This window comes from Rhodococcus sp. JVH1 (assembly GCF_000280725.2).
Classification (GTDB): domain Bacteria; phylum Actinomycetota; class Actinomycetes; order Mycobacteriales; family Mycobacteriaceae; genus Rhodococcus_F; species Rhodococcus_F jostii_A.
Window position 1 is genome coordinate 5,285,778 of the sequence record NZ_CP166289.1, and the last position, 21,341, is coordinate 5,307,118.

The 21,341-nt window shown below is 66.9% G+C and carries 23 protein-coding genes; 9 read left to right on the forward strand and 14 right to left on the reverse strand.

All coding sequences use genetic code 11. The annotated features are described in order from the left end of the window. Positions 1-29: 29 nt before the first annotated feature. Together JVH1_RS24520 and JVH1_RS24525 are read right to left on the reverse strand one after the other, a co-directional pair. Positions 30-341, reverse strand: a complete 312-nt coding sequence (locus JVH1_RS24520; protein ID WP_237735132.1) for an aminoglycoside phosphotransferase family protein — start codon at positions 339-341, stop codon at positions 30-32. A 29-nt stretch (positions 342-370) separates the two neighbouring features. Next, the gene (locus tag JVH1_RS24525) at positions 371-859 is read right to left on the reverse strand and encodes a hypothetical protein (protein ID WP_009475220.1); all 489 of its coding nucleotides are present in this window, start codon (positions 857-859) and stop codon (positions 371-373) included. A gap of 121 nt (positions 860-980) precedes the next feature. Here JVH1_RS24525 and JVH1_RS24530 point away from each other — a divergent pair, with 121 nt between their 5' ends. Further along, the gene (locus JVH1_RS24530) at positions 981-2,054 is read left to right on the forward strand and encodes a diacylglycerol kinase (RefSeq protein ID WP_009475219.1); all 1,074 of its coding nucleotides are present in this window, start codon (positions 981-983) and stop codon (positions 2,052-2,054) included. A gap of 32 nt (positions 2,055-2,086) precedes the next feature. Here JVH1_RS24530 and JVH1_RS24535 read toward each other — a convergent pair whose 3' ends face one another. The 7 genes from JVH1_RS24535 to JVH1_RS24565 form a co-directional block, all read right to left on the reverse strand. Further along, positions 2,087-2,785, reverse strand: a complete 699-nt coding sequence (locus JVH1_RS24535; RefSeq protein ID WP_009475218.1) for an HAD family hydrolase — start codon at positions 2,783-2,785, stop codon at positions 2,087-2,089. Between the two features lie 52 nt (positions 2,786-2,837). After that, positions 2,838-3,161 carry a putative quinol monooxygenase gene (locus tag JVH1_RS24540; RefSeq protein ID WP_009475217.1) on the reverse strand — a complete coding sequence of 108 codons (324 nt, stop codon included), beginning with the start codon at positions 3,159-3,161 and terminating at the stop codon, positions 2,838-2,840. Positions 3,162-3,196: 35 nt separating this feature from the next. Then, positions 3,197-3,769, reverse strand: coding sequence for a TetR/AcrR family transcriptional regulator (locus JVH1_RS24545; RefSeq protein ID WP_009475216.1), 573 nt, complete (start codon positions 3,767-3,769; stop codon positions 3,197-3,199). A 20-nt stretch (positions 3,770-3,789) separates the two neighbouring features. After that, on the reverse strand, positions 3,790-4,260 hold the full coding sequence (locus JVH1_RS24550) for a nuclear transport factor 2 family protein (protein ID WP_009475215.1): 471 nt from the start codon (positions 4,258-4,260) through the stop codon (positions 3,790-3,792). A gap of 141 nt (positions 4,261-4,401) precedes the next feature. Beyond that, on the reverse strand, positions 4,402-6,006 hold the full coding sequence (locus JVH1_RS24555) for a cation acetate symporter (protein ID WP_009475214.1): 1,605 nt from the start codon (positions 6,004-6,006) through the stop codon (positions 4,402-4,404). Next, positions 6,003-6,356 carry a DUF485 domain-containing protein gene (locus tag JVH1_RS24560; protein ID WP_009475213.1) on the reverse strand — a complete coding sequence of 118 codons (354 nt, stop codon included), beginning with the start codon at positions 6,354-6,356 and terminating at the stop codon, positions 6,003-6,005. Before JVH1_RS24560 ends, JVH1_RS24555 begins: the two co-directional genes overlap by 4 nt. Continuing rightward, positions 6,353-6,832 (reverse strand): nuclear transport factor 2 family protein, encoded by a 480-nt coding sequence (locus JVH1_RS24565; protein WP_009475212.1) that lies wholly within the window; start codon positions 6,830-6,832, stop codon positions 6,353-6,355. The genes JVH1_RS24560 and JVH1_RS24565 overlap by 4 nt, the downstream gene beginning before the upstream one ends. Positions 6,833-7,035: 203 nt before the next feature. Here JVH1_RS24565 and JVH1_RS24570 point away from each other — a divergent pair, with 203 nt between their 5' ends. The 6 genes from JVH1_RS24570 to JVH1_RS24595 all read left to right on the forward strand — a co-directional run bounded on the left by JVH1_RS24570 (position 7,036) and on the right by JVH1_RS24595 (position 13,494). After that, entirely contained in the window at positions 7,036-7,641 is a 606-nt protein-coding gene (locus JVH1_RS24570) for a TetR/AcrR family transcriptional regulator (RefSeq protein ID WP_011595245.1), read from the forward strand. A gap of 137 nt (positions 7,642-7,778) precedes the next feature. Continuing rightward, complete coding sequence (locus JVH1_RS24575) at positions 7,779-8,972, forward strand: acyl-CoA dehydrogenase family protein (RefSeq protein ID WP_009475209.1); 1,194 nt, start codon at positions 7,779-7,781, stop codon at positions 8,970-8,972. Continuing rightward, on the forward strand, positions 8,969-9,718 hold the full coding sequence (locus tag JVH1_RS24580) for a hypothetical protein (protein WP_009475208.1): 750 nt from the start codon (positions 8,969-8,971) through the stop codon (positions 9,716-9,718). The genes JVH1_RS24575 and JVH1_RS24580 overlap by 4 nt, the downstream gene beginning before the upstream one ends. Further along, positions 9,715-10,563, forward strand: coding sequence for an alpha/beta fold hydrolase (locus JVH1_RS24585; RefSeq protein WP_009475207.1), 849 nt, complete (start codon positions 9,715-9,717; stop codon positions 10,561-10,563). Before JVH1_RS24580 ends, JVH1_RS24585 begins: the two co-directional genes overlap by 4 nt. Beyond that, entirely contained in the window at positions 10,560-12,266 is a 1,707-nt protein-coding gene (locus JVH1_RS24590; protein ID WP_009475206.1) for an AMP-binding protein, read from the forward strand. Before JVH1_RS24585 ends, JVH1_RS24590 begins: the two co-directional genes overlap by 4 nt. Continuing rightward, positions 12,259-13,494 carry an acetyl-CoA C-acetyltransferase gene (locus JVH1_RS24595; protein ID WP_009475205.1) on the forward strand — a complete coding sequence of 412 codons (1,236 nt, stop codon included), beginning with the start codon at positions 12,259-12,261 and terminating at the stop codon, positions 13,492-13,494. Before JVH1_RS24590 ends, JVH1_RS24595 begins: the two co-directional genes overlap by 8 nt. A gap of 4 nt (positions 13,495-13,498) precedes the next feature. Here JVH1_RS24595 and JVH1_RS24600 read toward each other — a convergent pair whose 3' ends face one another. From JVH1_RS24600 to JVH1_RS24615, 4 genes are all read right to left on the reverse strand, one after another. Further along, the gene (locus JVH1_RS24600) at positions 13,499-14,293 is read right to left on the reverse strand and encodes an alpha/beta fold hydrolase (RefSeq protein ID WP_009475204.1); all 795 of its coding nucleotides are present in this window, start codon (positions 14,291-14,293) and stop codon (positions 13,499-13,501) included. Between the two features lie 72 nt (positions 14,294-14,365). Further along, positions 14,366-15,214, reverse strand: a complete 849-nt coding sequence (gene catA / locus JVH1_RS24605; protein ID WP_009475203.1) for a catechol 1,2-dioxygenase — start codon at positions 15,212-15,214, stop codon at positions 14,366-14,368. Positions 15,215-15,236: 22 nt separating this feature from the next. Further along, positions 15,237-16,853 (reverse strand): 4-hydroxyphenylacetate 3-hydroxylase family protein, encoded by a 1,617-nt coding sequence (locus JVH1_RS24610; RefSeq protein WP_009475202.1) that lies wholly within the window; start codon positions 16,851-16,853, stop codon positions 15,237-15,239. Between the two features lie 21 nt (positions 16,854-16,874). Beyond that, entirely contained in the window at positions 16,875-17,447 is a 573-nt protein-coding gene (locus tag JVH1_RS24615; protein WP_009475201.1) for a flavin reductase family protein, read from the reverse strand. A gap of 239 nt (positions 17,448-17,686) precedes the next feature. On the opposite strand from JVH1_RS24615, the gene JVH1_RS24620 reads away from it, so the two are divergent. Then, positions 17,687-18,634 carry an AraC family transcriptional regulator gene (locus tag JVH1_RS24620; RefSeq protein WP_009475200.1) on the forward strand — a complete coding sequence of 316 codons (948 nt, stop codon included), beginning with the start codon at positions 17,687-17,689 and terminating at the stop codon, positions 18,632-18,634. 65 nt (positions 18,635-18,699) lie between these two features. After that, complete coding sequence (locus JVH1_RS24625; protein ID WP_237735131.1) at positions 18,700-20,229, forward strand: HNH endonuclease signature motif containing protein; 1,530 nt, start codon at positions 18,700-18,702, stop codon at positions 20,227-20,229. Here the strand turns inward: JVH1_RS24625 and JVH1_RS24630 are convergent. Beyond that, complete coding sequence (locus JVH1_RS24630) at positions 20,126-21,337, reverse strand: cytochrome P450 (RefSeq protein WP_009475198.1); 1,212 nt, start codon at positions 21,335-21,337, stop codon at positions 20,126-20,128. The two genes, JVH1_RS24625 and JVH1_RS24630, sit on opposite strands and share 104 nt — an antisense overlap. Positions 21,338-21,341 lie beyond the last annotated feature (4 nt).

The following is a 21,341-nucleotide window of genomic DNA, read 5'->3' on the forward strand; positions in this document are numbered from 1 at the left end:
CTTATTAACCACGGGCGGTTAATAAGTACTCACAGGTGAAGCATCGCGGCAATGTGCCAGAGCCGGGGCTGGTCGATCGACCCCTCCACGCAGCGCGCGAACAGCCACAGGCGCAACCGCTCGCGGTCGAGGCCGAGCAGGCCCGCCATCCGGCTCGCGAATCCGACGGGGTCGGCGGCGAGGCGGTCGACATGGTCGAGCATGTGCTGCAGCACGTCGTACGTCGGATCGCCGACATACGGTTTGGGATCGATCACCAGCCACGTTCGGCGCGGCGCGTCGGGTGCGTCGTACTCGGCCATCTCTCGCACGAGGTTCGTCGGCAGTTCAAGATCCGGCACACCCGCATTGTGCCTCGCGGATCGTCGGGTCACCGCCTTCCGCGGTCCCACACGCGCTGCGTCTGCTCGGCGATGTCAGGGTGGTGGGTCTGCTGGAAGTTGCGTCCACCGCGGGCGAAGGTGTGCACGGTCGCGGGCGGTACGTCGAGCTCGGCGACGGGTGCGTCGAGCCACTCGCAGTCTCGGAGGTGCACCAGATCCACAGCCGCGGCCTCCGGACTCGAGTCGTAGCGCCACGGACCGTCGATCCGGCCGAGGAGGTAGAGCCCGTCGGCGTCACGCGACCAGACGAACGATCCGTCCAGCACCTGCGTGAAGCGTTCGAGCCGGCGTGCGGCCGGATCGCCGTAGGTGCGCTCGGTCGCATCGAGCGCCTCGCTCAGATCGACAGGAGGTGGGGCCAGCAACCCGCCGATTCCACACACGTCCATCGCGAGCGCGCGCTGCACCGCGAGCTCTGGGTCCACGTCGTCGCGACGGGAACGCATCGGTGCGCGGTAGACGTCGGTGGGTGTCATACGTATGGATTCTCCCTGACGCCGAACCGCGACGGCGCTCTTCGGCAATCGTCCACCCGGGTAAACTAGAACCTGTTACATTCGCGGGAGGGGTGCTACTTCTGGAACTCGGAGAGAACTCATGAGATACCGCGTCGTCGAATGGTCCACCGGTACGGTCGGGCGTCACGCCATCGCAGGGATCGACGCCCGCGACGACCTCGAACTGGTCGGCGTGTGGGTGTCCAATCCGGAGAAGGTCGGGAAGGACGCCGGGGAGCTGGCCGGTCTCGGAAGAGAACTCGGGGTGAAGGCGACCGGCGACAAGGCGGCACTTCTCGCCCTGAAGCCGGACTGCATCGTGCACACCGCGATGACGGACGACCGCATCTTCGACGCCATCGAGGACCTGATCTCCTTCCTCGAGGCGGGCATCAACGTCGTGTCCTCGGGACCTGTTCTGTTGCAGTACCCGATCGGTGTGGTCCCGGACGAACTCGTCGACCGCATCCACGACGCCGGCGAGCAGGGAGACGCGAGCCTCCACGTGAACGGTATCGACCCCGGATTCGCGAACGACGTTCTGCCGCTGGCCATGACGAGCCTGTCGCAGCGGATCGACGAGGTGCGATGCTCCGAGATCGCCGACTACTCCACCTACTACCAGCCGGTGGTGATGACCGAGATCTTCGGTTTCGGTAAACCCGTCGAGGAGACGCCGATGCTGTTCCAGCCGGGCGTGCTGTCGCTGGCGTGGGGGAGCGTCGTCCGCCAGATCGCTGCGGGACTGGACCTCACGCTCGACGAACCGCTGGTGGAGAAGTTCGAACGCATCCCCGCCGAGCAGGACCTGGACATTCTCTCGTGCCACATCGCGAAGGGAACGGCGGCGGCGGTGCGGTTCGAAGTCGTCGGCACGGTCGACGGGGTGCCCCGCGTGGTCCTCGAGCACGTCACCCGCACCCACCCCGAACAGAAACCGGACTGGCCGAAACCCACCCGCGGCGACGGGTGCTACCGCATCGACATCACGGGCGAGCCCGTGATGACCGTCGAGTTCACTCACCACGGCGAGCACGGTGACCACAACGTGTCGGGGATGATCGTCACCGCGATGCGGCTGGTGAATTCGGTGCACGCCGTGGTCGAGGCGAAGCCCGGGCTGGTGACCGCACGCGATCTTCCTCTCATCACCGGTCGCGCTTCGCGCCCGTGAGTACTTATTAACCGCCCGTGGTTAATAAGTACTCACAGGCCGAAGGCACCGAGGGCTGTTCGGAGGCCGTCCGGGCGCTCCGCGAGGGGACGGGGTTCGACGAGTGCGAACGCGCAGCCCACGTTTCGGGCCGCGCCGTCGGCTTCCTCGCTGTCGCCGATCATGAGAGTTCGTTCGGGCTCGGAACCGAGTGCGGCGAGGGCGTGCTCGAAGATCTTCGGGTCCGGTTTGATCGCGCCCACCTCGAACGACAGCACGAACGCGTCGACGAGATGCTCGACTCCCAGGTCCGCGAACGCGGGCCGGATGTCGAACGCGATGTTGCTCAGCACCGCGACCTTGATTCCCCGGTCCTTCAGTGACGCAAGCACTTCTGCGGTATCGGGGTATGCGCTCCAGCATCCCGGGTCGATGACCCGCTCGTACAGCCCGACCGCCTGGTCCTCGTGCGCGACCCCGGACTTGCGCAGGACGTCGAGGTACGCCTGCCGGTGGAACCGAGGGTCGAGGTCGCGGTTGGTCCACGCGTGGTGCTCGGCGGCATCCATCTCGACGGTCTGACCGACGGGCGCCGTCATGCGCCGCATCAACTCGGCCTGCTGGTGGAGGTCGAACGGTTCACCGTCGTGGTCGGTGAGATCGGCCATCCAACTGTCGTCCTCCTCCAGCCGGAACAGTGTGCCGGAGAAGTCGAAGATCACTGCGTCGAATTCGGTGAGATCGGAAGCCACGTGTCCAGGCTAACGCGCTGTGCATGCGACTTCAGGGTGAAGCCGGGCGGGGTCAGTCGACTTCGAGTTCACCCATCAGCGACACCTCGGTGCCGTCGATCGTGGTGTTGATGATCCGCGGCGTCTGCGCGAGGGCGGGTTTCAACTCGCGCATGGCGTTCCGGAAATGCTCGCTCTGCACGTGGGCGACGGCGGCGTCGTCGTCACGGAATGCTTCGACGAGGACGTACAGATTCGGATCCTCCACCGCCCGCGACCAGTAGAACCACAGGTTGCCCGGTTCGTTTCGGGTCGCGTCGGTGAACGGCTGCACCAGGTCGAGCCAGCCGTCCGCGTGGTCCGGTTTCACGGTGAAGTTGACGACGATGAAGATCACGGCTGCCTCACTTCTCGAGTTGACGCATTCGAATCCTACGCGCGCGATGTCGTCGGATCCCCGACCGAGCGGCGTAGCCGGGTGAGGATGCGCGTGAAGCTGTCGGGGTCGTCCAGGGCACGCGCCAGGACGAGCGCGCCCTGGATTCCCGCGACGACCTCCTCGGCGAGCGGCCGCGACGGCCTGCCGTGGCCGGCGTCGGCGAGGGCGCCGGCGAGCGAATCGACCCAATCGGTGAAGTAGGCGCGGACCCGGTCGGCGAAGCGGTCGCGTTCGAGGCCGAGCGCGAACGCGCCGAACAGGCAGATTCGGCGACCCGACCGGAAGTACGTCTCGACCTCGTCGAACATCCGCTCCAGACGGGCGGCGGCGGGCTCGGACCCGCGCAGCGGCAGGTATACGGCGGTCTGGAACCAGGCGTCGACCTCGTCGAGGACGGCCTCGGCCATCTCGTCCTTGCCGCGGGGGAAGAAGTTGTACAGGCTGCCTTTGCCGAGTCCGGTGTGCTCGGTGATGACGGCCAGGCTCGCGCCGTCGAACCCGTGGGATCGGAACACCTCCGCCAGCACGGGGACGACGTCGCCGCGCTCGGCTACTGCTCGGGGCATGACTACTCCACGTGTGCCGGTCAGAGGCCGAGATCGCTCAGCCCGGGATGATCCGACGGTCGCACGCCGGACATGTCCCAGAAGAACTTGCGGTCGGATTCGTCGATCGGCACGTCGTTGATGCTGGCGTGACGCCACCGCATCAGACCGTTGTCGTCGAACTGCCAGTTCTCGTTGCCGTACGCGCGGAACCACTGCCCGTCGGTGTTGTGGAACTCGTACGCGAACCGGACCGCGATCCGATTCCCGTCGTGCGCCCACAGTTCCTTGATCAGACGGTATTCCAGTTCGCGGTCCCACTTCCCGGCGAGGAAGTTTACGATCTCGCGGCGCCCTTGCAGAAAGGTGGACCGATTGCGCCACCAACTGTCCTCGGTGTAAGCCTGCGCGACCTTCTCGGGATCACGAGAATTCCAGCCGTCCTCGGCGGCGCGAACCTTCGCGATCGCGGTGTCGCGCGTGAACGGTGGGACGGGTGGTCGAACGGACATGGTGAGCGCTCCTTCGGGAGGTCTTGTACCTTTCAGTACAGACTGTACCGATAGGTACAGGAGCTGTCCAGGGTCGCGCCGGAACCACGTCACGGCCGCTGCCCCCGCCGCGATGGCGAGGGCAGCGGCCGAGCGTGAAACCTAGTGCGTCTCGGCGAGTTCCGCGCCGATACCGGTCTCGGCTCGAACCAGCATCTCGGCGAACTTCTCGTCTCGATCCGCCGAACGTCCGTGAAAGCGTTCGCCGGCGAGTGAGCCGATCACAGCGGCGGCCAACCCGAGCGGCATCGTGATGATCACCGGCAACTGAATGGTCAGCGGCGCCGGACCACTACCGAGCCAGAGCGCCTCCGTGAACATCAGGCTGACCACGGTGGATGCCAATCCGACCGAGATGCCCCACACGGCGCCTGTGCTGTTGAACCGCCGCCAGTTGAGGCTGAGCAGCAGGCTGGGCAGGTGCGCACTGCCGGCGACCATGAAGGCCATACCCATGAAGTAGGTGATATTTGTAGTGTCGCCGATCGCCATCGTCAGTCCGATCGCGACGACGCTGAACGCGACCGCCGCATACCGGGCGATCTTCGCCTCGCGGGCATCCGCAGTCTCCGTGCCGGCGTCGGCCGACTTCCGGCGGGTGAGGGTGGGCCACACGTCGTGGGCGAACGTTCCCGCAGCCGAGATCACGACGCCCGCGACGACGGCGACGATGCTCGCGAACGCGACGGCAGCCACCATGGCCAGCGCTATCGAACCACCGATGGTGCCGACGCCTCCGCCCAGTTCCGTGACCAGCGTGGGTGCCGCGAGATTGCCGCCGGCGCCGACACGATCCGCCCCGTCGGGACCGAGAAGCGCGGCGGTGCCGAAGCCCATGACGATGACGATCAGATAGAAGATGCTGCACAGTGCGACGGTCCAGCCCAGCGACTTCCGGGCCGTCGCGGCCTCGGGGACGGTGAAGAAGCGAATCAGGATGTGTGCCATACCGGCCGTGCCGAGCGCGAACGCCAGGGAGTACGAGATCAGGTTGATCGCACCGGTCTGCCCGAAGATCAGACCCGGCGAGAGGATCGCGTCTCCGGCTGCCGCGTTCGAGGTTGCCGCCCCGAGCATGCCGGGCACGCTGAAGCCGAACTTCGCGAGGATCCCGAGGCACACCACGATCGCCAGGATCGACAGGATGGACGACTTGATCACCTGAACCCACGTGGTCGCCAGCATTCCGCCGACGAAGACGTAGATGCCCATGAGTGATCCGGCCACCACGACGGAGAGCCCGAACGGGATCCCCGAGACGGACTCGAGCAGGACACCCGCCGCCACGAGCTGGGCGAGCAGCACGAACGTGCCGGTGACGATGGTGCTGAGCGCAACCACCACCCGGACGCGTCGTGCGCCGGTCCGGAACACCAGAACATCCGCGAGCGTGAACTTTCCGACGTTCCGCATCTTCTCGGCGAGGAGGAAGAGGACGGGGAGGAAGGAGACCACGGACGTGCACAGAATGACGGCGCCGTCGACGCCCTTGTAGAAGATCAAGCCGGTGGTGCCCAGGAAGCTACCGGCGGAAATGAATTCGCCGGCGATCGCGAAACCGTTCTGCCAGCCGGTGATCGAGCGTCCCGCAGCGAAGAACCCGGTGGCGCTCCGGCTTCGGCGCGATGCGGCGAAGGTCACCCACAGCGTGAGTGAGATGACGGCAGCGCAGATGCCGATGGCGAGGAAATCGGCGTCGCCGGTCATGAGGCAACCTCCTGATCACGTTGCGCGATGGCCCGGACTGCGGCATCGGCTGCGGGTTGGATATAGGTTCGGGAAAGCCGGAAGTACGCGTACACGAGCACCCAGGTGCCGGCGAACTGGGAGAAGACCACCCACAGCGACAGCGGAATGCCGAACGCCGAGTTGTCGCCGAGGAATTCGGGGAAGAACGCGAATCCGACGAGAAAGCCTGAGAACAGTGCGATCGCGATCAGGCCGAGTCCGGCAGTGACCGCCCGGCGTCGACGCCGCAGTTCGACGAACTCCGGCAACACGAGAATCGGTGACCAGACTGCTGCGCTCGCCGCGGTGGCGGGGGACTCGGTGGTCACGCGTTCACCGCCGCACGTCGCGCCGAGTCGAGCGCGAACTGGTTCTCGTCCCAGCCCTCCGCGAGCGGACCGAAGTAGTGGAAGCGCACCTGCTTGACGCGGTACAACCAGCGGCCGTCGACTTTGACGGCCTCGTCCGTGTAGCGGCCGGCGGCGATGGAGGCGTTGCCGTCGGACACGCAGGGCTGCCACAGGAACGAGCGGACGGTGGCGCGATCGCCGTCGAGGTCGATTTCCAGGTTGGTGATGAAGTGCCAGAACGCGGTGAGCCCGCCGGGGGCGAGGCCGGCGAAGAACGCCCGCATCTCGCTCTTGCCCTTCGGGTTGGACAGCCCGTCGAATTCGCCGTCGTCGGTGAACAGATCCATCAGGGCGTCCCAGTTGCCGTCGTCGAGATGGCGGCAGTACTGCGCGTCGAGGTACCGGATGGCCTCCAGGTCTTCGAGGCGGCGGATTCGTTCTTCGAGGGTGCTCAAGGTGGCATACCTCCACGGTGTGAGGAGCGGAATGCGCGAACCGGCAATTAACAACCGTTCACGTGATCTGGACCATAACCGACGCGCTACCGTCGGTCAACACCGTGCGCCGTTCGCCCCGTTCGACGTGCGTGAAGCATGGTGAGCTGCATTTTCTGCCGGGTGTATTGCCCGCGCTGTGCGCGGCCCCTACCCTCCGAGGGATGAACACTCGGTCAAGCGGTGCGGTGATTCCCTCCGTCCGGCAGCGGATCCTGGACGCGGCGCTGGAGGAGTTCTATACCGCCGGCTTTCATGCGGCGACCATGCGCACCATCGCCAAACGCGCGGGCTGCAGTGCCGCCAACGTGTACAACCACTTCGAGAACAAGGACGAGCTCCTGGTCGAGATTCTGCGGTCCGCCAGTGACGAGCAGTTCACCGCCACCCGGACCGCTCTGCGGAAGGCGGGGTCCGCGCCGGCGGAGCAGTGGACGGCCGCGGTGGTCGCGCATTCGCTGTACACCGCCCGTAACCAGCAAGCCTGCCTGGTGGCGAATACCGAGCTGCGGTACCTCGACGAGGTGGACCGTAAACGGGTCGTGGGCTCGCGCGACGCGCAGGAGCACCTGTTCGTCACCATCGCGGAGGCGGGTGTGGCCGGCGGTGACTTCTACGTCCCCCATGTTCACCAGGCGGTGACCGCGGTGCTCACCATGTGCGCGGGAATCGCGCTCTGGTACCGCCCGGACGGACCGTTGTCCGCGCAGGCGGTCGCGGACTCATATGGCGTTTATGCGCTCAACCTGGTCGGATACCGTCCCGCCTGACTCGGGGAGATTCGGCATTGACGGTGCGTTCCCGTCCGTGCTCTACTGGGTGAACAAGCGTTAATGTGATCCCGGGTGTGGAACCGCGAGTTCCCCCGAGTCACGCGCCCCGTAGTTCGAGTGGATGAGGAGTGTCCATGACTCACCGGCCGTCACAGCCGCGTACCGACTCGCCGCGGTATCTGACCGAGGACCGGGTGGCGATCCGCGACCTGGCACGCGATTTCGCGATGAAGCAGGTGCTCCCGATCGCCAACGAACTCGACCCGGTGCAGGGCACCATCCCTGACACGTTGAAGAAGGCGATGGCCGAGGTCGGGTTCTTCGGGATCATGATCCCCGAGGAGCACGGCGGTCTCGGTCTCGGAGTGTTCGAGTACTGCCTGGTCGCCGAGGAGTTGTCCCGGGCGTGGATGAGCGTGTCGGGGCTGCTGGCCCGCGGCAACGGGATGGGCGGCGGGTTCACCCCGGAGCAGGAGGCGGCGTTGCTGCCGAAGGTCGCCCGCGGTGAGTACCTGGGTGCGTACGCCCTGTCGGAGGCCGAGGCCGGATCCGATGTGGCGAACATTTCCTGCCGCGCCACCCGCGACGGCGACGACTGGGTGATCAGCGGCACCAAGATGTGGTGCACGTACGCCGACGAGGCCGACTACCTGGTGCTGTTCGCGCGGACCGACCCGAAGAAGGATCCGGCGAAACCGCACCGGGGGATCAGCGCGTTCCTGATCGAGAAGCAGCGCGGCGGGTTCCCGGTGGGGATCAGTGGGACGAAGATCCGCAAGATCGGGTATTTCGGGTGGAGTACGTGGGAGCTCTCGTTCGACAATTTCCGGGTGCCCGCGACGGCCATGCTCGGTGAGGAGGGCAAGGGCTTCTACCTGGCGGTGTCCGGTCTCGAGGTGGGGCGGGCGCATACCGCGGCCCGGGCGATCGGTCTGGCGCGGGGCGCCTTGGAGGATTCGATCGCGTACCTGCACACCCGCCGGCAGTTCGGCCACGAGTTGGCCGATTTCCAGCATCTGCGGTTCAAGATCGCGAAGATGGCCGCCGACATCGAGGCCGCCCGGCAATTGATGTATTCGGTGGCCACCGATATCGACACCGGCCGGCGCTGTTCGCTGGAGGCGTCGATGTGCAAGCTGGTGGCGACGGAGATGGCCGAACGGGTGACCAGTGAGGCGGTGCAGATTCACGGCGGCGCCGGGTACACCACCGACTTCCAGGTCGAGCGGCACTGGCGCGATGCGCGGCTGACGAAGATCTTCGAGGGCACCAGCGAGATCCAGATGCGGATCATCTCCGACGAACTGCTGGGGAGGGCGGGCGAATGAGCACACTCACCACAAGTATCGCCGTCGGCGATCGCACTGTGAGCGACGCCCGGCGCGTCTCCGAACTCGGACTGTCGCTGCCGGAGGCGTCGCTGACGGGAATCGTCGTAGCGGGAGTACTTGCTCCGGCGACGACGTCCGGTGCCACACGCACCGGGCTGCAATGGAATTCGCAGTTCGCGGTGACGGGTGCCGACGTCGTCCACGTCGAGTCCGTCGTGACGCGCGTCGAACAGTCCGAGACCGGAGCCGTGTTCGATCGTCACGTGCGGCTCGTCGACGAGGCCGGGTCGATTCGCGAGGAGGGAATCGAGACGTGGCGTTCGCCCGAACCGTCCGCCGTTCGATTCGATCCCGCTGTCGATTTCTGCACGCCCGCCTGGGGAGAGCGTCTCCGCGACTCACTCTCCACCGATACGGCCTTCGCGTCCTCGTTGTCGACTTGGGACGGCACCGTGGGTCTGCGTTGCACCGACTCCTCGGGCCGGGCCCGCGAACTGCAGCTGCGGATCTACCGCGGACGCATCATCGACGTCGCCCGCCGCGTCCCGGGTGGGGCAACGTTCACGCTCATCGCCCCGGCCGTCACCTGGGTCGACCTCGTGTTCGCCGAACGGAACGAATTCATGCGCCGCGCCATCAGTGGTGAATTCTCCTCCAGCGGTGACGGGTACGAGTACCTACGCCTCACCAAACCACTCGACATCATCATCGCCCATGCCCGCGGAAGGGAGGCCCGGCCATGATCGAGGCCCGATACCTGGAGATCGACGGAGCGCTCGGCTTCGTCGAGATCATCACCCCCGACAATCAGCCGGCCACCGAGGCGCCCACCGTTCTGTGCCTGCACACCGCAGGCCAGAGCGGAGTCCAGTGGCGGCACGTCGCGTCCGAACTGGCAGACCGGGGCTACCGGGTGATCGTCCCCGACCTTCCGGGGCACGGACGCTCCGAGCCCGCGGTCGACGGTCCCGTCACCAGCATTGTCGCCTTCGGAGACTGGCTCGGGAAGGTCCTCGATGCGCTCGCCGTCGAAAGACCCTTCGTCGTCGGGTGTTCCATCGGTGGCAAACTGACACTCGAGCTCGCCACGCGGTCGTCGAGGCCGCTGGCCGGAGCGATTGCGATGGCAGCGGAGGCCGGTCCCGGTCGCGTCAACGTAGGAGGGTTGCGCCGCGAACTCGAGGATGTCGCCGGGCCGAGCCGTGCCGACCGCACCTACCTGGGCACGCTCGCCTCCGTCGGACATGCCGTGCCCGAGGCGAAAGCGCACCTGATCGCCACGATGCACAAGCGTGAGGACCCGGAGATCTCGTCGTCCGACCTGATCGGCTGGGGCACGCACGACGTGCGCGACCGGATCGCCGAGATCACCTGTCCTCTCAGGCTCGTCGCCGGAGCGCAGGACCCGTGGATCGACGCCGGACGCGTCGAGCAGTCCGTGTCGGCGCTCGAAGCCGCCCGTCCCGGACTTGCGTCGTTCACCCTGCTCGAGGGCATCGGCCACTACCCCATGGAGGAGATCGACGACTTCGCCTCGGTGGCGGACGAGTGGTTGACCGAACTGCGTGCGGCGGTGGTGCTCTCGTGACGGCGCACGATACGGCGACGCGTCGTGACACACTCGCCTCGCTGCTCGACGAACTCGTGACCGCCGACCCGGGTGCCGCCGCCACCCTCGACGTCGTCGAGGGCGAGCCGGTCGTCACCAGCCGCGCCGAACTTCGTGCCCGCGTCGACGCGCTGAAGTCGGAACTTCTGCGGGTAGGCGTCCGGCGCGGGCAGTGTGTGGCCGTCCTGCTGCCGAACTGGTCGGACGCGATCGTCTGGCAACTTGCCGCGTCCGCTGTGGGTGCACACGTCATCGGCGTCAACACCCGCTACAACACGCACGAGATCGCACACATCCTCACCTCGGCGCGTCCGGCGGTGGTGGCCGTGGCCGGCCACTTCCACGGTCTCGACCTGTTCGGCCGACTCGAAGAGGCACAGCACTCTCTCGACCTCCCGGCACCGGCAGTCGCCGTCGTGTGCGGACCTCGAACGGCGAGTGCCGCTCCCGACCCGGCGCGATTCGACCTCGGCGGCGGTGCCTGGGCAGCGGGCAGCGCGGAGATCGGAACGGTCCAGGTGCCGGAGACACCCGACATGGCAACCGTCACGGCAAGCGGCGAGCGGGCCGACCCGGACGACGTGCTCGCAGTCGCGTTCACGACGTCCGGATCCACCGGTGTTCCCAAACTCGCGGCCCATCGCGAATCGGCGGTGGTCCGGCACGCGCGAGCCGACGCCGTCGTCCTCGCCGTCGAACCGGGCGACGTCACCCTGTGCGTCCTGCCGGTGTCCGGGGTATTCGGATACTCCACTGCTCTGGCCACTCTCGCGGGCGGCGGAACGTTGCTGATGGAACCCGTCTTCGACGCCGCGGCCACGCTGGCCCGCATGGAATCGGCGAAGGTGACCCACGTCGTCGGCGGTGACGATCTCTTCACCCGGCTCCACGACACGTGGCACGCGGGTAACCGCGCCGACCTGTCGTCGTTGAAGCGCCTCGGGATCGCCGACTTCCTCGGCCGGTCGCACGAGGTGGCCGCGTGGGTGCGCGACGAATTCGACGCCGTCACCACGGGCGTCTTCGGGTCGTCCGAGGTGTTCGCCCTGATGCTGCTGTGGGATGCCGCGGACCCGGAATCCCTGCGCTGGAACGGCGGTGGGCGTCCGGTCGAAGCCGGTATCGAGGTTCGCATCGTCGACCCGCTCGACGACTCCCTCCTTCCGGACGGTGAGCAGGGTGAGCTCCAGGTGCGGGGACCGAACGTCGTCGACGCCTACCTCGGCAATCCGGATGCGGCGGGTCGGGCGTTCACGAGGGACGGGTGGTTCCGCAGCGGCGACCTGGCCGTCGCGACCGGCGACGGCGGCTATACGTACGTGTGCCGGATGGGGGACGTGCTCCGGTTACGCGGATTCCTGGTGGACCCCGCCGAGATCGAGCACCGGCTGGCCGAACACGATGCCGTCCACCTGACGAAGGTCGTGGGCATCACCGGCTCCGGCGGATACACAGAGGCGGTGGCGTTCGTCGTCCCCACCGACGGTGCGTCGGCAGCCGCAGCCGAGCTCAAGGCCTGGTGCGCAGAGTCGCTGGCGGCGTTCAAGGTTCCCGCAGCGGTGCACGTGATCGAGGAAATGCCGACCACCGTGGGCGGCAACGGAGCCAAGATCCGAGCGGTCGAACTGCGTGAATGGGCGCAGCGCTGGACCGATCACGAAAGGGATTTCCGCAGTGCCTGAAAATACGAATGCCCAGGCGGACGATGTCGTCGTCTGCGAGCCCCTGCGCACCCCCGTCGGCCGATACGGCGGACAGTTCAAGGACGTGCCCGCCGCCGACCTCGGCGCTCGGGTGGTGTCCGAACTGCTCGCACGGACGAAGGTCGATCCGGGCCGCGTCGACGACGTGATCTTCGGTCAGTGCTACCCGAACGGTGAGGCGCCTGCCATCGGCCGCGTCGTGGCCCTGGACGCGGGAATGCCGGTGACGGTTCCCGGTCAGCAACTCGACCGTCGTTGCGGATCCGGTCTGCAGGCGGTGCTCGACGCGGCGATGCGGGTGCAGACGGGGATCGCCGAACTGGTGATCGCCGGCGGCGTGGAATCGATGAGCCGCGCCGAGTATTACACCGAGTCGATGCGCTGGGGAGCCAAAGGTGCGCCGGCAGCGCTACACGACCGGCTCGCCCGCGGCCGCGTCACCGCAGGCGGACGCAATTATCCGGTGCCGGGCGGCATGCTCGAGACGGCGGAGAACCTGCGCCGCAAGTACGACATCAGCCGCCTGGAACAGGACGAGCTCGCGGTGAGTTCCCACCAGCGGGCGGTTGCCGCGATCGACTCGGGAAAGTTCGCCGAGGAGATCGTTCCGGTGGAAGTTCCCGTCCGCAAGGGCGATCCGCAGGTCGTCGACCGGGACGAGCACCCCCGAGCCGGCACGACAATCGAGTCGCTCGCTCGGTTGCGACCCGTCATGCGCGGCACCGACCCCGACGCGACCGTCACCGCCGGCAACGCCAGCGGACAGAACGACGGTGCGGCAGCATGCCTCGTCACCACCCGGGCGCAGGCTGAGCGTCTGGGGCTCCGGCCTCTCGCGCGCCTGGTCACCTGGGCGGTCGCGGGGGTGGAGCCGTCCGAGATGGGTATCGGACCGGTGCCGTCCACCGAACGGGCCCTGAAACGCGCCGGGCTGACCCTCGCCGACATCGACCTCATCGAACTGAACGAGGCCTTTGCGGCGCAGGCGCTGGCAGTCACGCGCGAATGGAATTTCGGTGCACAGGATTTCGACCGCACCAATGTCAACGGCTCGGGAATCTCGCTCGGGCACCCCGTCGGCGCGACGGGAGTGCGGATCCTCACCACACTGCTGCGCGAGATGGACCGTCGCGGAGCCCGTTACGGCCTCGAGACGATGTGCATCGGCGGTGGCCAGGGACTGACCGCGATCTTCGAAAGGGTCTGACCACTCAGCTGTCGAGAGCCCGAATCCAGTCGGTGAGCGCCCGCACAACCTGTGCGGGCGCTTCCGGCATGAGCGCATGGCTCGCGTTCGGGATGACGGTCACGGTGACCAACTCCCCGAACCGATCCCGCAACTCGTTCGCCGTCTCACGCGGACGGAACGGATCGAGAGCGGACTGCAGGTCCAGGATCGGCTGGTGCGCGACCTCCCACCACTCGTCCTTGGGTGTGGCGACCGAGGCGGCGAGCTGCCGCTTCGACACCTCCGGATACCAGCCGGTCAGCCACTCGGCTGGATCGTTGCCGGGGGCGAAGAATCCGGTCTGCAGGTAGCCGATCCGCTCCGCCTCGGGCAGTGAGGAATCGGAGCATTTCACCGCCAGCGCCGTCAGCGCGGCCGGGTAGTTGCGGGCACCCGCCGCAGCCACGACGACGCCGCGCACCAAGTCGGGCCTGTCGGCGGCGAGCATCCGGGCGACGTAGTGCCCGAAGGCATGACCGAGAACGACGGCCGCACCGTTGTCCTGTTCCTCGATCACCGCTCCGACGTCGGCGGCCAGGTCGTGCAACGTGATGTCCTCCAGCGGTCCCGTGCTCCGGCCGATGCCACGCGGCTGGGGGCGGGACACCCGGAAACCGTTCTGCGCGAGTCCCGTCGCGACGTCGTCGTAGTCGTACGACTCGCGGCCGAGGGAAGGCAGCAGGATCACCGACGGACCGCTGCCCTCGACGACCACCTCGATCACGGCCGTCGCGGTGTGCACGAACTCCGTCGTCCGCGCCGGTGATGTGCTCGGCATGATGTTTCCTCCACAAACGTCGATCCCCCGGGCGACACGAACTTTCGCGTCGCCCGGGGGAGGGTGGGTGTCTCAGTCCGCGGCGGGATCGAGCGCGAAGTCGTAGCTGACAACCTTACGCCCGGCGTCGTCGAGCTGCGGATCGAGAAGGAGTTCGGGTTTGGTTGCGGTGGCGACGTCGTCGTCGATCCAGTCGCCGCCGGCGAAGTACAGTTGGGTGATGATCGGCTGCTTGCCCGGGAACGTCACCCGCAGGTGCAGGTGCGCCGGCCGCCACGGGTGCCAGCCGGCGCCATTGATGAACTGACCGGTAGGGCCGTCGGTCGGGATCTGGTACGGGGCAGGCTCGATGGTGGTGATCTCGTACCGGCCCTCGGGGTCGGTGACGATGGTCCCGCGCAGGTTCCATTCCGGCAGGTGCGGGGCGAACTGCGAGTAGTAGCCCTCGTCGTCGGCGTGCCACAACTCGATGATCGCCCCGCCGAGGCCGGACCCGTCGAGGTCGGTGACTTCGCCCCGGAGGACGAGCGCGGGGTGCGCCCGGTCCTCCTCGCGCATCGGCAGGGTGCACCGTGCCGGGAGTTCCGGTGCGCCGGGCACGTAGTACGGTCCCTCGATGCTGCCCTTGGTGCCCCGGAACCTGGTGGAGTTGACCTCCTCGATGTCGTGTTCGACGAACACGTCGAGCAGCAGCGGCCACTCGCCGCCCTCCCCGACCTCGATCAGCCACTGCTTGAGGACCCGGTACTCGGGGTAGGTGACGGCGTGCTTGTGGATCAGGGCGCTGAGCCCGGCGAGCACTTCGGTGGCGATCGCCGACAGCCGTTCCGGGGAGGTGTCGGCGGTGAATCGGGCACCCTTGAACTTGTCGGTGGCGGCGTTGCCGGAGCCGACCGCGGTGGGACTGTCGATGGTGGTCATGACGTTCTCCTGATGCTGGGGGTTAGCTGCGGCCGAAGTAGGACACGTCGTCGTTGCCGATCAGGTCCGGCACCGTCCACCCGTCCAGGTCGTACTCGGCCAGGCACTGCTCGGCCAGGCCCTTCATCGAGCTGACCGTGCCCCGGTTCTCGGCGAACATCAGCAGTTCCGCCTTCACGCCCTCGTGGTTGCCGGCGTAGTTGCGTTCGTACAGTTCGTGGCGGCCACCGAACTCGCTGCCGATCGAATCCCACAGCGCCTTCATGATCTTCACCCGCTCGACTGCCGTCATGCCCTCGGAGCCGCGGACGTACTTGTCCAGGTACGGGCGGACGTCGGGGCTCTTGAAGTCGGCGGACGAGGACGGCAGGTAGATCAGCCCGGACGCGACGTCCTGTTCGATGATCTCCTTGATCCGCGGGTAGCCCTGCTGCATGAACATCCGGTACGTCAGCCCGTATTCGAGCTTCGGGACGACGGTGTCACCCACCCACGGTTCCGGGTCGCGGACCATCGATTCGGTCAACGACCAGAACAGGTTCCGCCAGCCGATGACCTCACCGACGCGGGTCTGCACGCCGCGGAACCCACCCGCCCCGGTGGCGTCGAGGGCCTTCATCAGCAGCCCGGCGATGAAGTCCAGTTTCACCGCCAGGCGGGTGCACCCTTGCAGGGTGAAGCGGGGCAGGAACCCGGACTGGGGGAAGAATGCGTTGATCTTGTCCACGTCGCCGTACATGAACACGTTCTCCCACGGCACCAGCACCTTCTCGAAGACGAAGATGGTGTCGTTCTCGTCCATCCGCGAGGACAGCGGGTAGTCGAACGGGGAGCCCATCACTGCGGCCTGCTGGGTGTAGGAGGTGCGGCAGATCAGCTTCACGCCCGGTGCGTCCATCGGGACGGTGCAGATCAGTGCGAATTGCTTCTTCTTGATCGGCAGCCCGTAGTGGGCGATGAAGTTGTAGTTGGTGATGGCCGAGCCGGTGGCCACGACCTTCGCACCGGAGACGATCAGGCCGGCGTCGGTTTCCTTCTCCACCTTCATGAACACGTCCCCCACCTCGTCCGGCGGGAGCTGCCGGTCGACGGGTGGGTTGATGATCGCGTGGTTCCAGTACAGAACCTTCTCCTGCGATTCCTTGTACCAGCGTTCGGCGTTGTCCTGGAAGGGCGAATACAGTTCCTTGTTCGCGTGCAGGGTGCCGAGGAAGGAGGCCTTGTAATCGGGGGACCGGCCCATCCAGCCGTACGTCATCCGCGCCCAGGTGGCGATCGCGTCACGATCCTTCAGCAGATCGTCGGTGTTCTTCGGCGCCCGGAAGAACGGCATCGTCACACCCCCGCTGCCGGTGTCCGTGGGGGTGGTGAGGGTGTCGACGTGCTCGCCGGTGTGCATCGCGTCGTAGAGGCGGGCGGTCATCCGGATCGGGTTACGGAACGCCGGATGCGTCGTGACGTCCTCGACACGCTCGCCGTGCAGGTAGATCTCGCGATCGTCGCGCAGCGACTCTATGTATTCGTCACCGGTCATCGGACGGGTGGCGAAGTTCGCGGTCCGGTTCGCCTCACAGTCCGCGGCGACATTGACCTTGGTGCGGTCGACGTCGGTATCGGGGGCAGCTTCGGTGGTGGTCATGGTGTTCCCTTTCGGTCAGGATTACGAGGCAGCCTGGGCGAGCTGCAGGTGGAGCGGTGTGAACGACGCGGCGGCGTCGAACCATCCGCTGTGGGGGTCGTCGAGGCAGCCGTTCCACGCCGTGGTGCCCGACGTGGCACCGAGATCGTGGAAGGTGCTGCGGTAGAACAACAGTGGGTCCCTGCTTGCGTCGACGGACGCATCGACGATCTCGCCGATGAAGATGATGTGGTCACCGCCGTCGTAGGAAGCCCAGGGCGAGCACCTGAGCGTCGCCGCGTTGCCGGACAGTGCGGGAGCGATGCCTGAGGAGTCCCACACCGGTTCCGTCCGTTGCGGTTTGCCGGCGAAATGCATGGCCGTGTCGAGCTGATCGGCGGCCAGAATGTTCACCGCGAACGGTGCATCACCGAGGTAGCTGCATGCCTTCGACTTCCGGGTCAACGTCACCTGGCACAGCCGCGGCTCGATCGAGACGGCGGTGAAGGCGGTGACGGTCGCGCCGTGCGGCTCGCCGGCGGCATTGGCGCACGTGATCACGGTGACGCCACTGGCGAACTGGCCGAAAATGTTACGCAGAGTGCGCTGGTCCATTTCTCCTGACCGCCTTTCTGCACGATTCGTGCGATAACCCCTGCGATTGGGGACCTGCACAACGTATGACGGCCGTCACAGTCCGTCGATCCGCATTGCGAAGGCGGCATCCGGAACGCGAAACGGGTTTGCCGGACAGGGGCCGGACGCCGTTGCAGTGACGTGAGTCACAGGCGATGCTAGGGTCGGGAGTTGCCCATGCGCGGTCGTGGGGCGAGGTGAGAGGTCTGGACGTACGCATGCGAGGACAGCTGGAAGGTCCCGGTTTCACCGACTGGGACGAGGTTCACGAGGTGGTCGCGGACGCGTACTTCCCTCACGAACTGCGTCCGCTGTCGCGGGACACCGCGGCGCGGTCTTCGCTGGAGTCCTCCCAGATGGGGGCGTCCAGGCTCGCCCGGATCGGTTTCGGGGCGCCCGTGTCGATCGAGTCCGACCATCCCGGTGCATACGGCATCAACATCCCCCTGGCCGGCCGCATCGTCTCCGTCACCGGCGGGACGGAAGTGACCTCGACGCCGGGGCTGGCCACCATCTGCCCGCCCGACACCCGGACCGTCATCACCAACTGGAGCAGTTCCTGCGAGATCATCGGTTTCAAGGTGGACCGGGACTACCTGCAGCGCGAAATGGACCGCGTGCTCGCACGGCCCGGGCAGGAGTTGCCGCGGCAACTCGACCTACGCACCGGCGCCGGCGCCGACTGGCTGAGGTTCGTCCGCTCCGTCGCAGACCAGGCGTTGCGCGACAGCGTTCTCCTGCACAGCGATCAGGTGTCGCAACAACTGTGTGGAGCGTTGACCACCGCGCTCGTGCTCACCGCGATGCCGGACGACGACCCGGGTGCCGCGGGAATCCGGCCGCGCATCGTCAAGCGGGTCATCGACGCGATCCAGCAGGACCCGGCCCGCCCGTGGAGTGCGGGGGAGATGGCCGAACTCGTCGGCGTGAGTGTCCGGCGCATGCAGCAGGGGTTCCGTGAATACGTGGGTATGACGCCGATGGAATACCTCGTCGACGTGCGCCTCGAGCGTGTCCACGCAGAACTCACCGGAAGCGGTTCCTGCGCAACTGTTTCCGAAGTCGCGACACGCTGGGGCATCATGCACACCGGCAGGTTCGCCGCCGCCTACCGCCGCAAGTACGGCGTGACGCCGTCCGAGTCACTCCGCGATCGCGGGCTCTGATCGGTTCGGTGAGAGGTCGGAGTTCGCGTCCGAAACTTGTCGGACCCCCGCGATAGTATTCGCACATGAGTTCGACTGGGGGGTCGGTGGGTAGCCGGGTGGCGGAGCATCTGTCGATGTTCGCTGCCGCGGTCGACGGGCTGCTCGATTCCGGGCTGGCCGAGTTGTCGGACACTGAGCTCGTCGAGGTGATGCGCGGAATGGAACAGTCCCTTCGTCGTGCGGAGGTGATCTCACACCGATTGGTCGTGGAAGGCGTCGAACGCTCGGTCCCGGCGAGTCTGGGGTATACCTCGCCGAAGAAACTCCTGATCGACGTGCTGCGGATCTCGGGCGCGGACGCGTCCGCTCGGGTCACCGCAGCCCGTGAGCTCGGGGTGTGGCACACCCTGGCCGGCGAACCGATGCCACCCGTCTTGCCGGAAACCGCTGCGGCACAGGCCGACGGCGACATCGGCGCGGATCATGTGCGGGCGATCGCGAAGGTGATGCGCAAAATTCCCCACGCCGTCGACAACGACGCGGTGGCCGACGCCGAGGCCGTACTGGCCACGTTGGCGCGAAGCGGTACCCCGGAGGATGTGGAGCAGGCGGGGCATCGGCTGCTGGCATATCTCAATCCGGACGGGAACCTCGGCGACGACCGCGACCGGAAACGCCGGCGGGGCATTTCGATCGGCCGTCAGGACACTGAACTGATGTCGAGAATCTCCGGTGAACTCGACCCTGTCGCGCGGGCGATGCTCGATCCGATCCTCGCAAAATGGGCGCGGCCCGGAATGAACAACCCGGACGATCCCGACTCACCGGCAGGCGACGGCGAGAACCCGGCGATCGATCGTGACGTGCTGGCGGCCGCGGCCGCACGCGATACCCGCACCGCAGCGCAGCGCAATCACGACGCGTTCAGCGCGGTATTCCGGGCGCTGCTCGAGTCGGGGGTGCTCGGGCGGCACCGGGGTCTACCGGCCACAGTGATCGTGACGATGACTCTCGAGCAGTTGGAGCAAGCTGTCGGTGGTCTGGCCACGACGGCCACCGGTGGGCTGCTCCCGATCGAGGACGCATTAGCACTGGCCGAGGACGCACATCCGGTGCTCGCACTGTTCGACCATGCAGGTCGTCCACTGCACCTGGGGCGGCGGCGCCGTCTGGCCAGCGCCGATCAGCGGCTCGCTCTGATCGCCTCGGACGGGGGTTGCACCCGGCCGGGGTGTTCGGCGCCGGCGAGTCTGTGTGCGGTGCACCATGTCACGGATTGGCGCAAGGGTGGGCACACCGACATCGAGGGTTCGGCACTGGTCTGCGACGCCTGCCACGCTCAGGTCAGCGACGGTCCGGCAGGGTGGGCGACGAGGTCCGCGCCCCACCATTCCGCATACGCGGGCCGGACCGAATGGATCCCGCCACCACACATCGACCCCACCCGAAGACCGCGCATCAACCACCGACACCACCCCGGTGAGTTGATCGAGCATGCGCGGCGGCAGCTCACCCACAGTCCACCAGCAGGTGCCGGGGGCCTCGCAGCACCGGGTTGGGCCGGTAGGGCGGCGGGTCCTCGACGAGGCGCGGATTGGGGAGGCGGCGGATGAGTTCGGCGAGCGCCATCTGCCCCTCGAGGCGGGCGAGGGGTGCGCCGAAGCAACTGTGGATGCCGCTGCCCAGACCCACGTGCTGGTTGTCCGCGCGGTCGGGGACGAACTTGTCGGCGTCGACGAAGCGTTCGGGGTCGCGATTCGCCGACGCCAACGCGAGGACGAGGGGTGAACCCTTCGGGACGGTGACACCGCCGATTTCGATGTCCACGATCGGCGTTCGCTGGCCCAGGAGATGCACGGGCGGTTCGAAGCGGAGCAATTCCTCCACAGCCTGCGGCATCAACTTCGGTTCGGCGCGAAGACGTTCGAGAACGTCGGGATTACGCAACAGCGTCAGCATGCCGTTGGTGATGAGGTTGACGGTGGTCTCGTGCCCGGCGATGAACAGCAGGATGGAGTTGGTGACCAACTCGACGGTGTTCAACTGACCGTCCGGCCCCGAATCGTTGGCAAGCCCCGACAACATGTCGTCACCGGGATCGCGGCGACGGTCCTCGATGAGACCGGCCATGAACATGGCCATCTCCATCTGCGCCTTCTGCGCCACCTTCACCTGCTCGTTGTCGGCGCCGGCACGCCGAGGGTCGATGGCTGCCACCAACGCATCGGCCCAGGCGTGGAACCGGGGTTCCTCCTCATGGGGCACCCCGAGCAGTCGGCAGATCACGGTGACGGGGAAGGGGTACGCGAAGTCGTCGACGATGTCGATGCGCTCCTTACCGTCCAGCCCGTCGACCAGCTTCGTGACGAGTGCGGCGAGTTCGCCACGCATGGAGTCGATTCGGTCGGGGCTGTGCGGCGGACCGAACTGTCGCGTCGTCAGTCTGCGCAGTCGATCGTGCTCGGGCGGATCGAGTTTGAGGAAGGACTCCGGCCCGTCGCCGGCACGATCCGCTCCGGGGAGGCCGGGCCCACGGTTGTGCAGGTCGGAGCTGATCCTCGGGTCGTGCAGGAGCGCCTTCACGTCGTAGTACCGTCCGACGAGGAAAGAACCGTTGTCCTGCGGCGCCACCCGAGTCTCACGAAGTTCCTCGTACAGAGGATACGGATTCGGCCGGCTCGCCTGGTCGGTGATCCGCTGGAACAGCTGCGCACGCGACATGGAC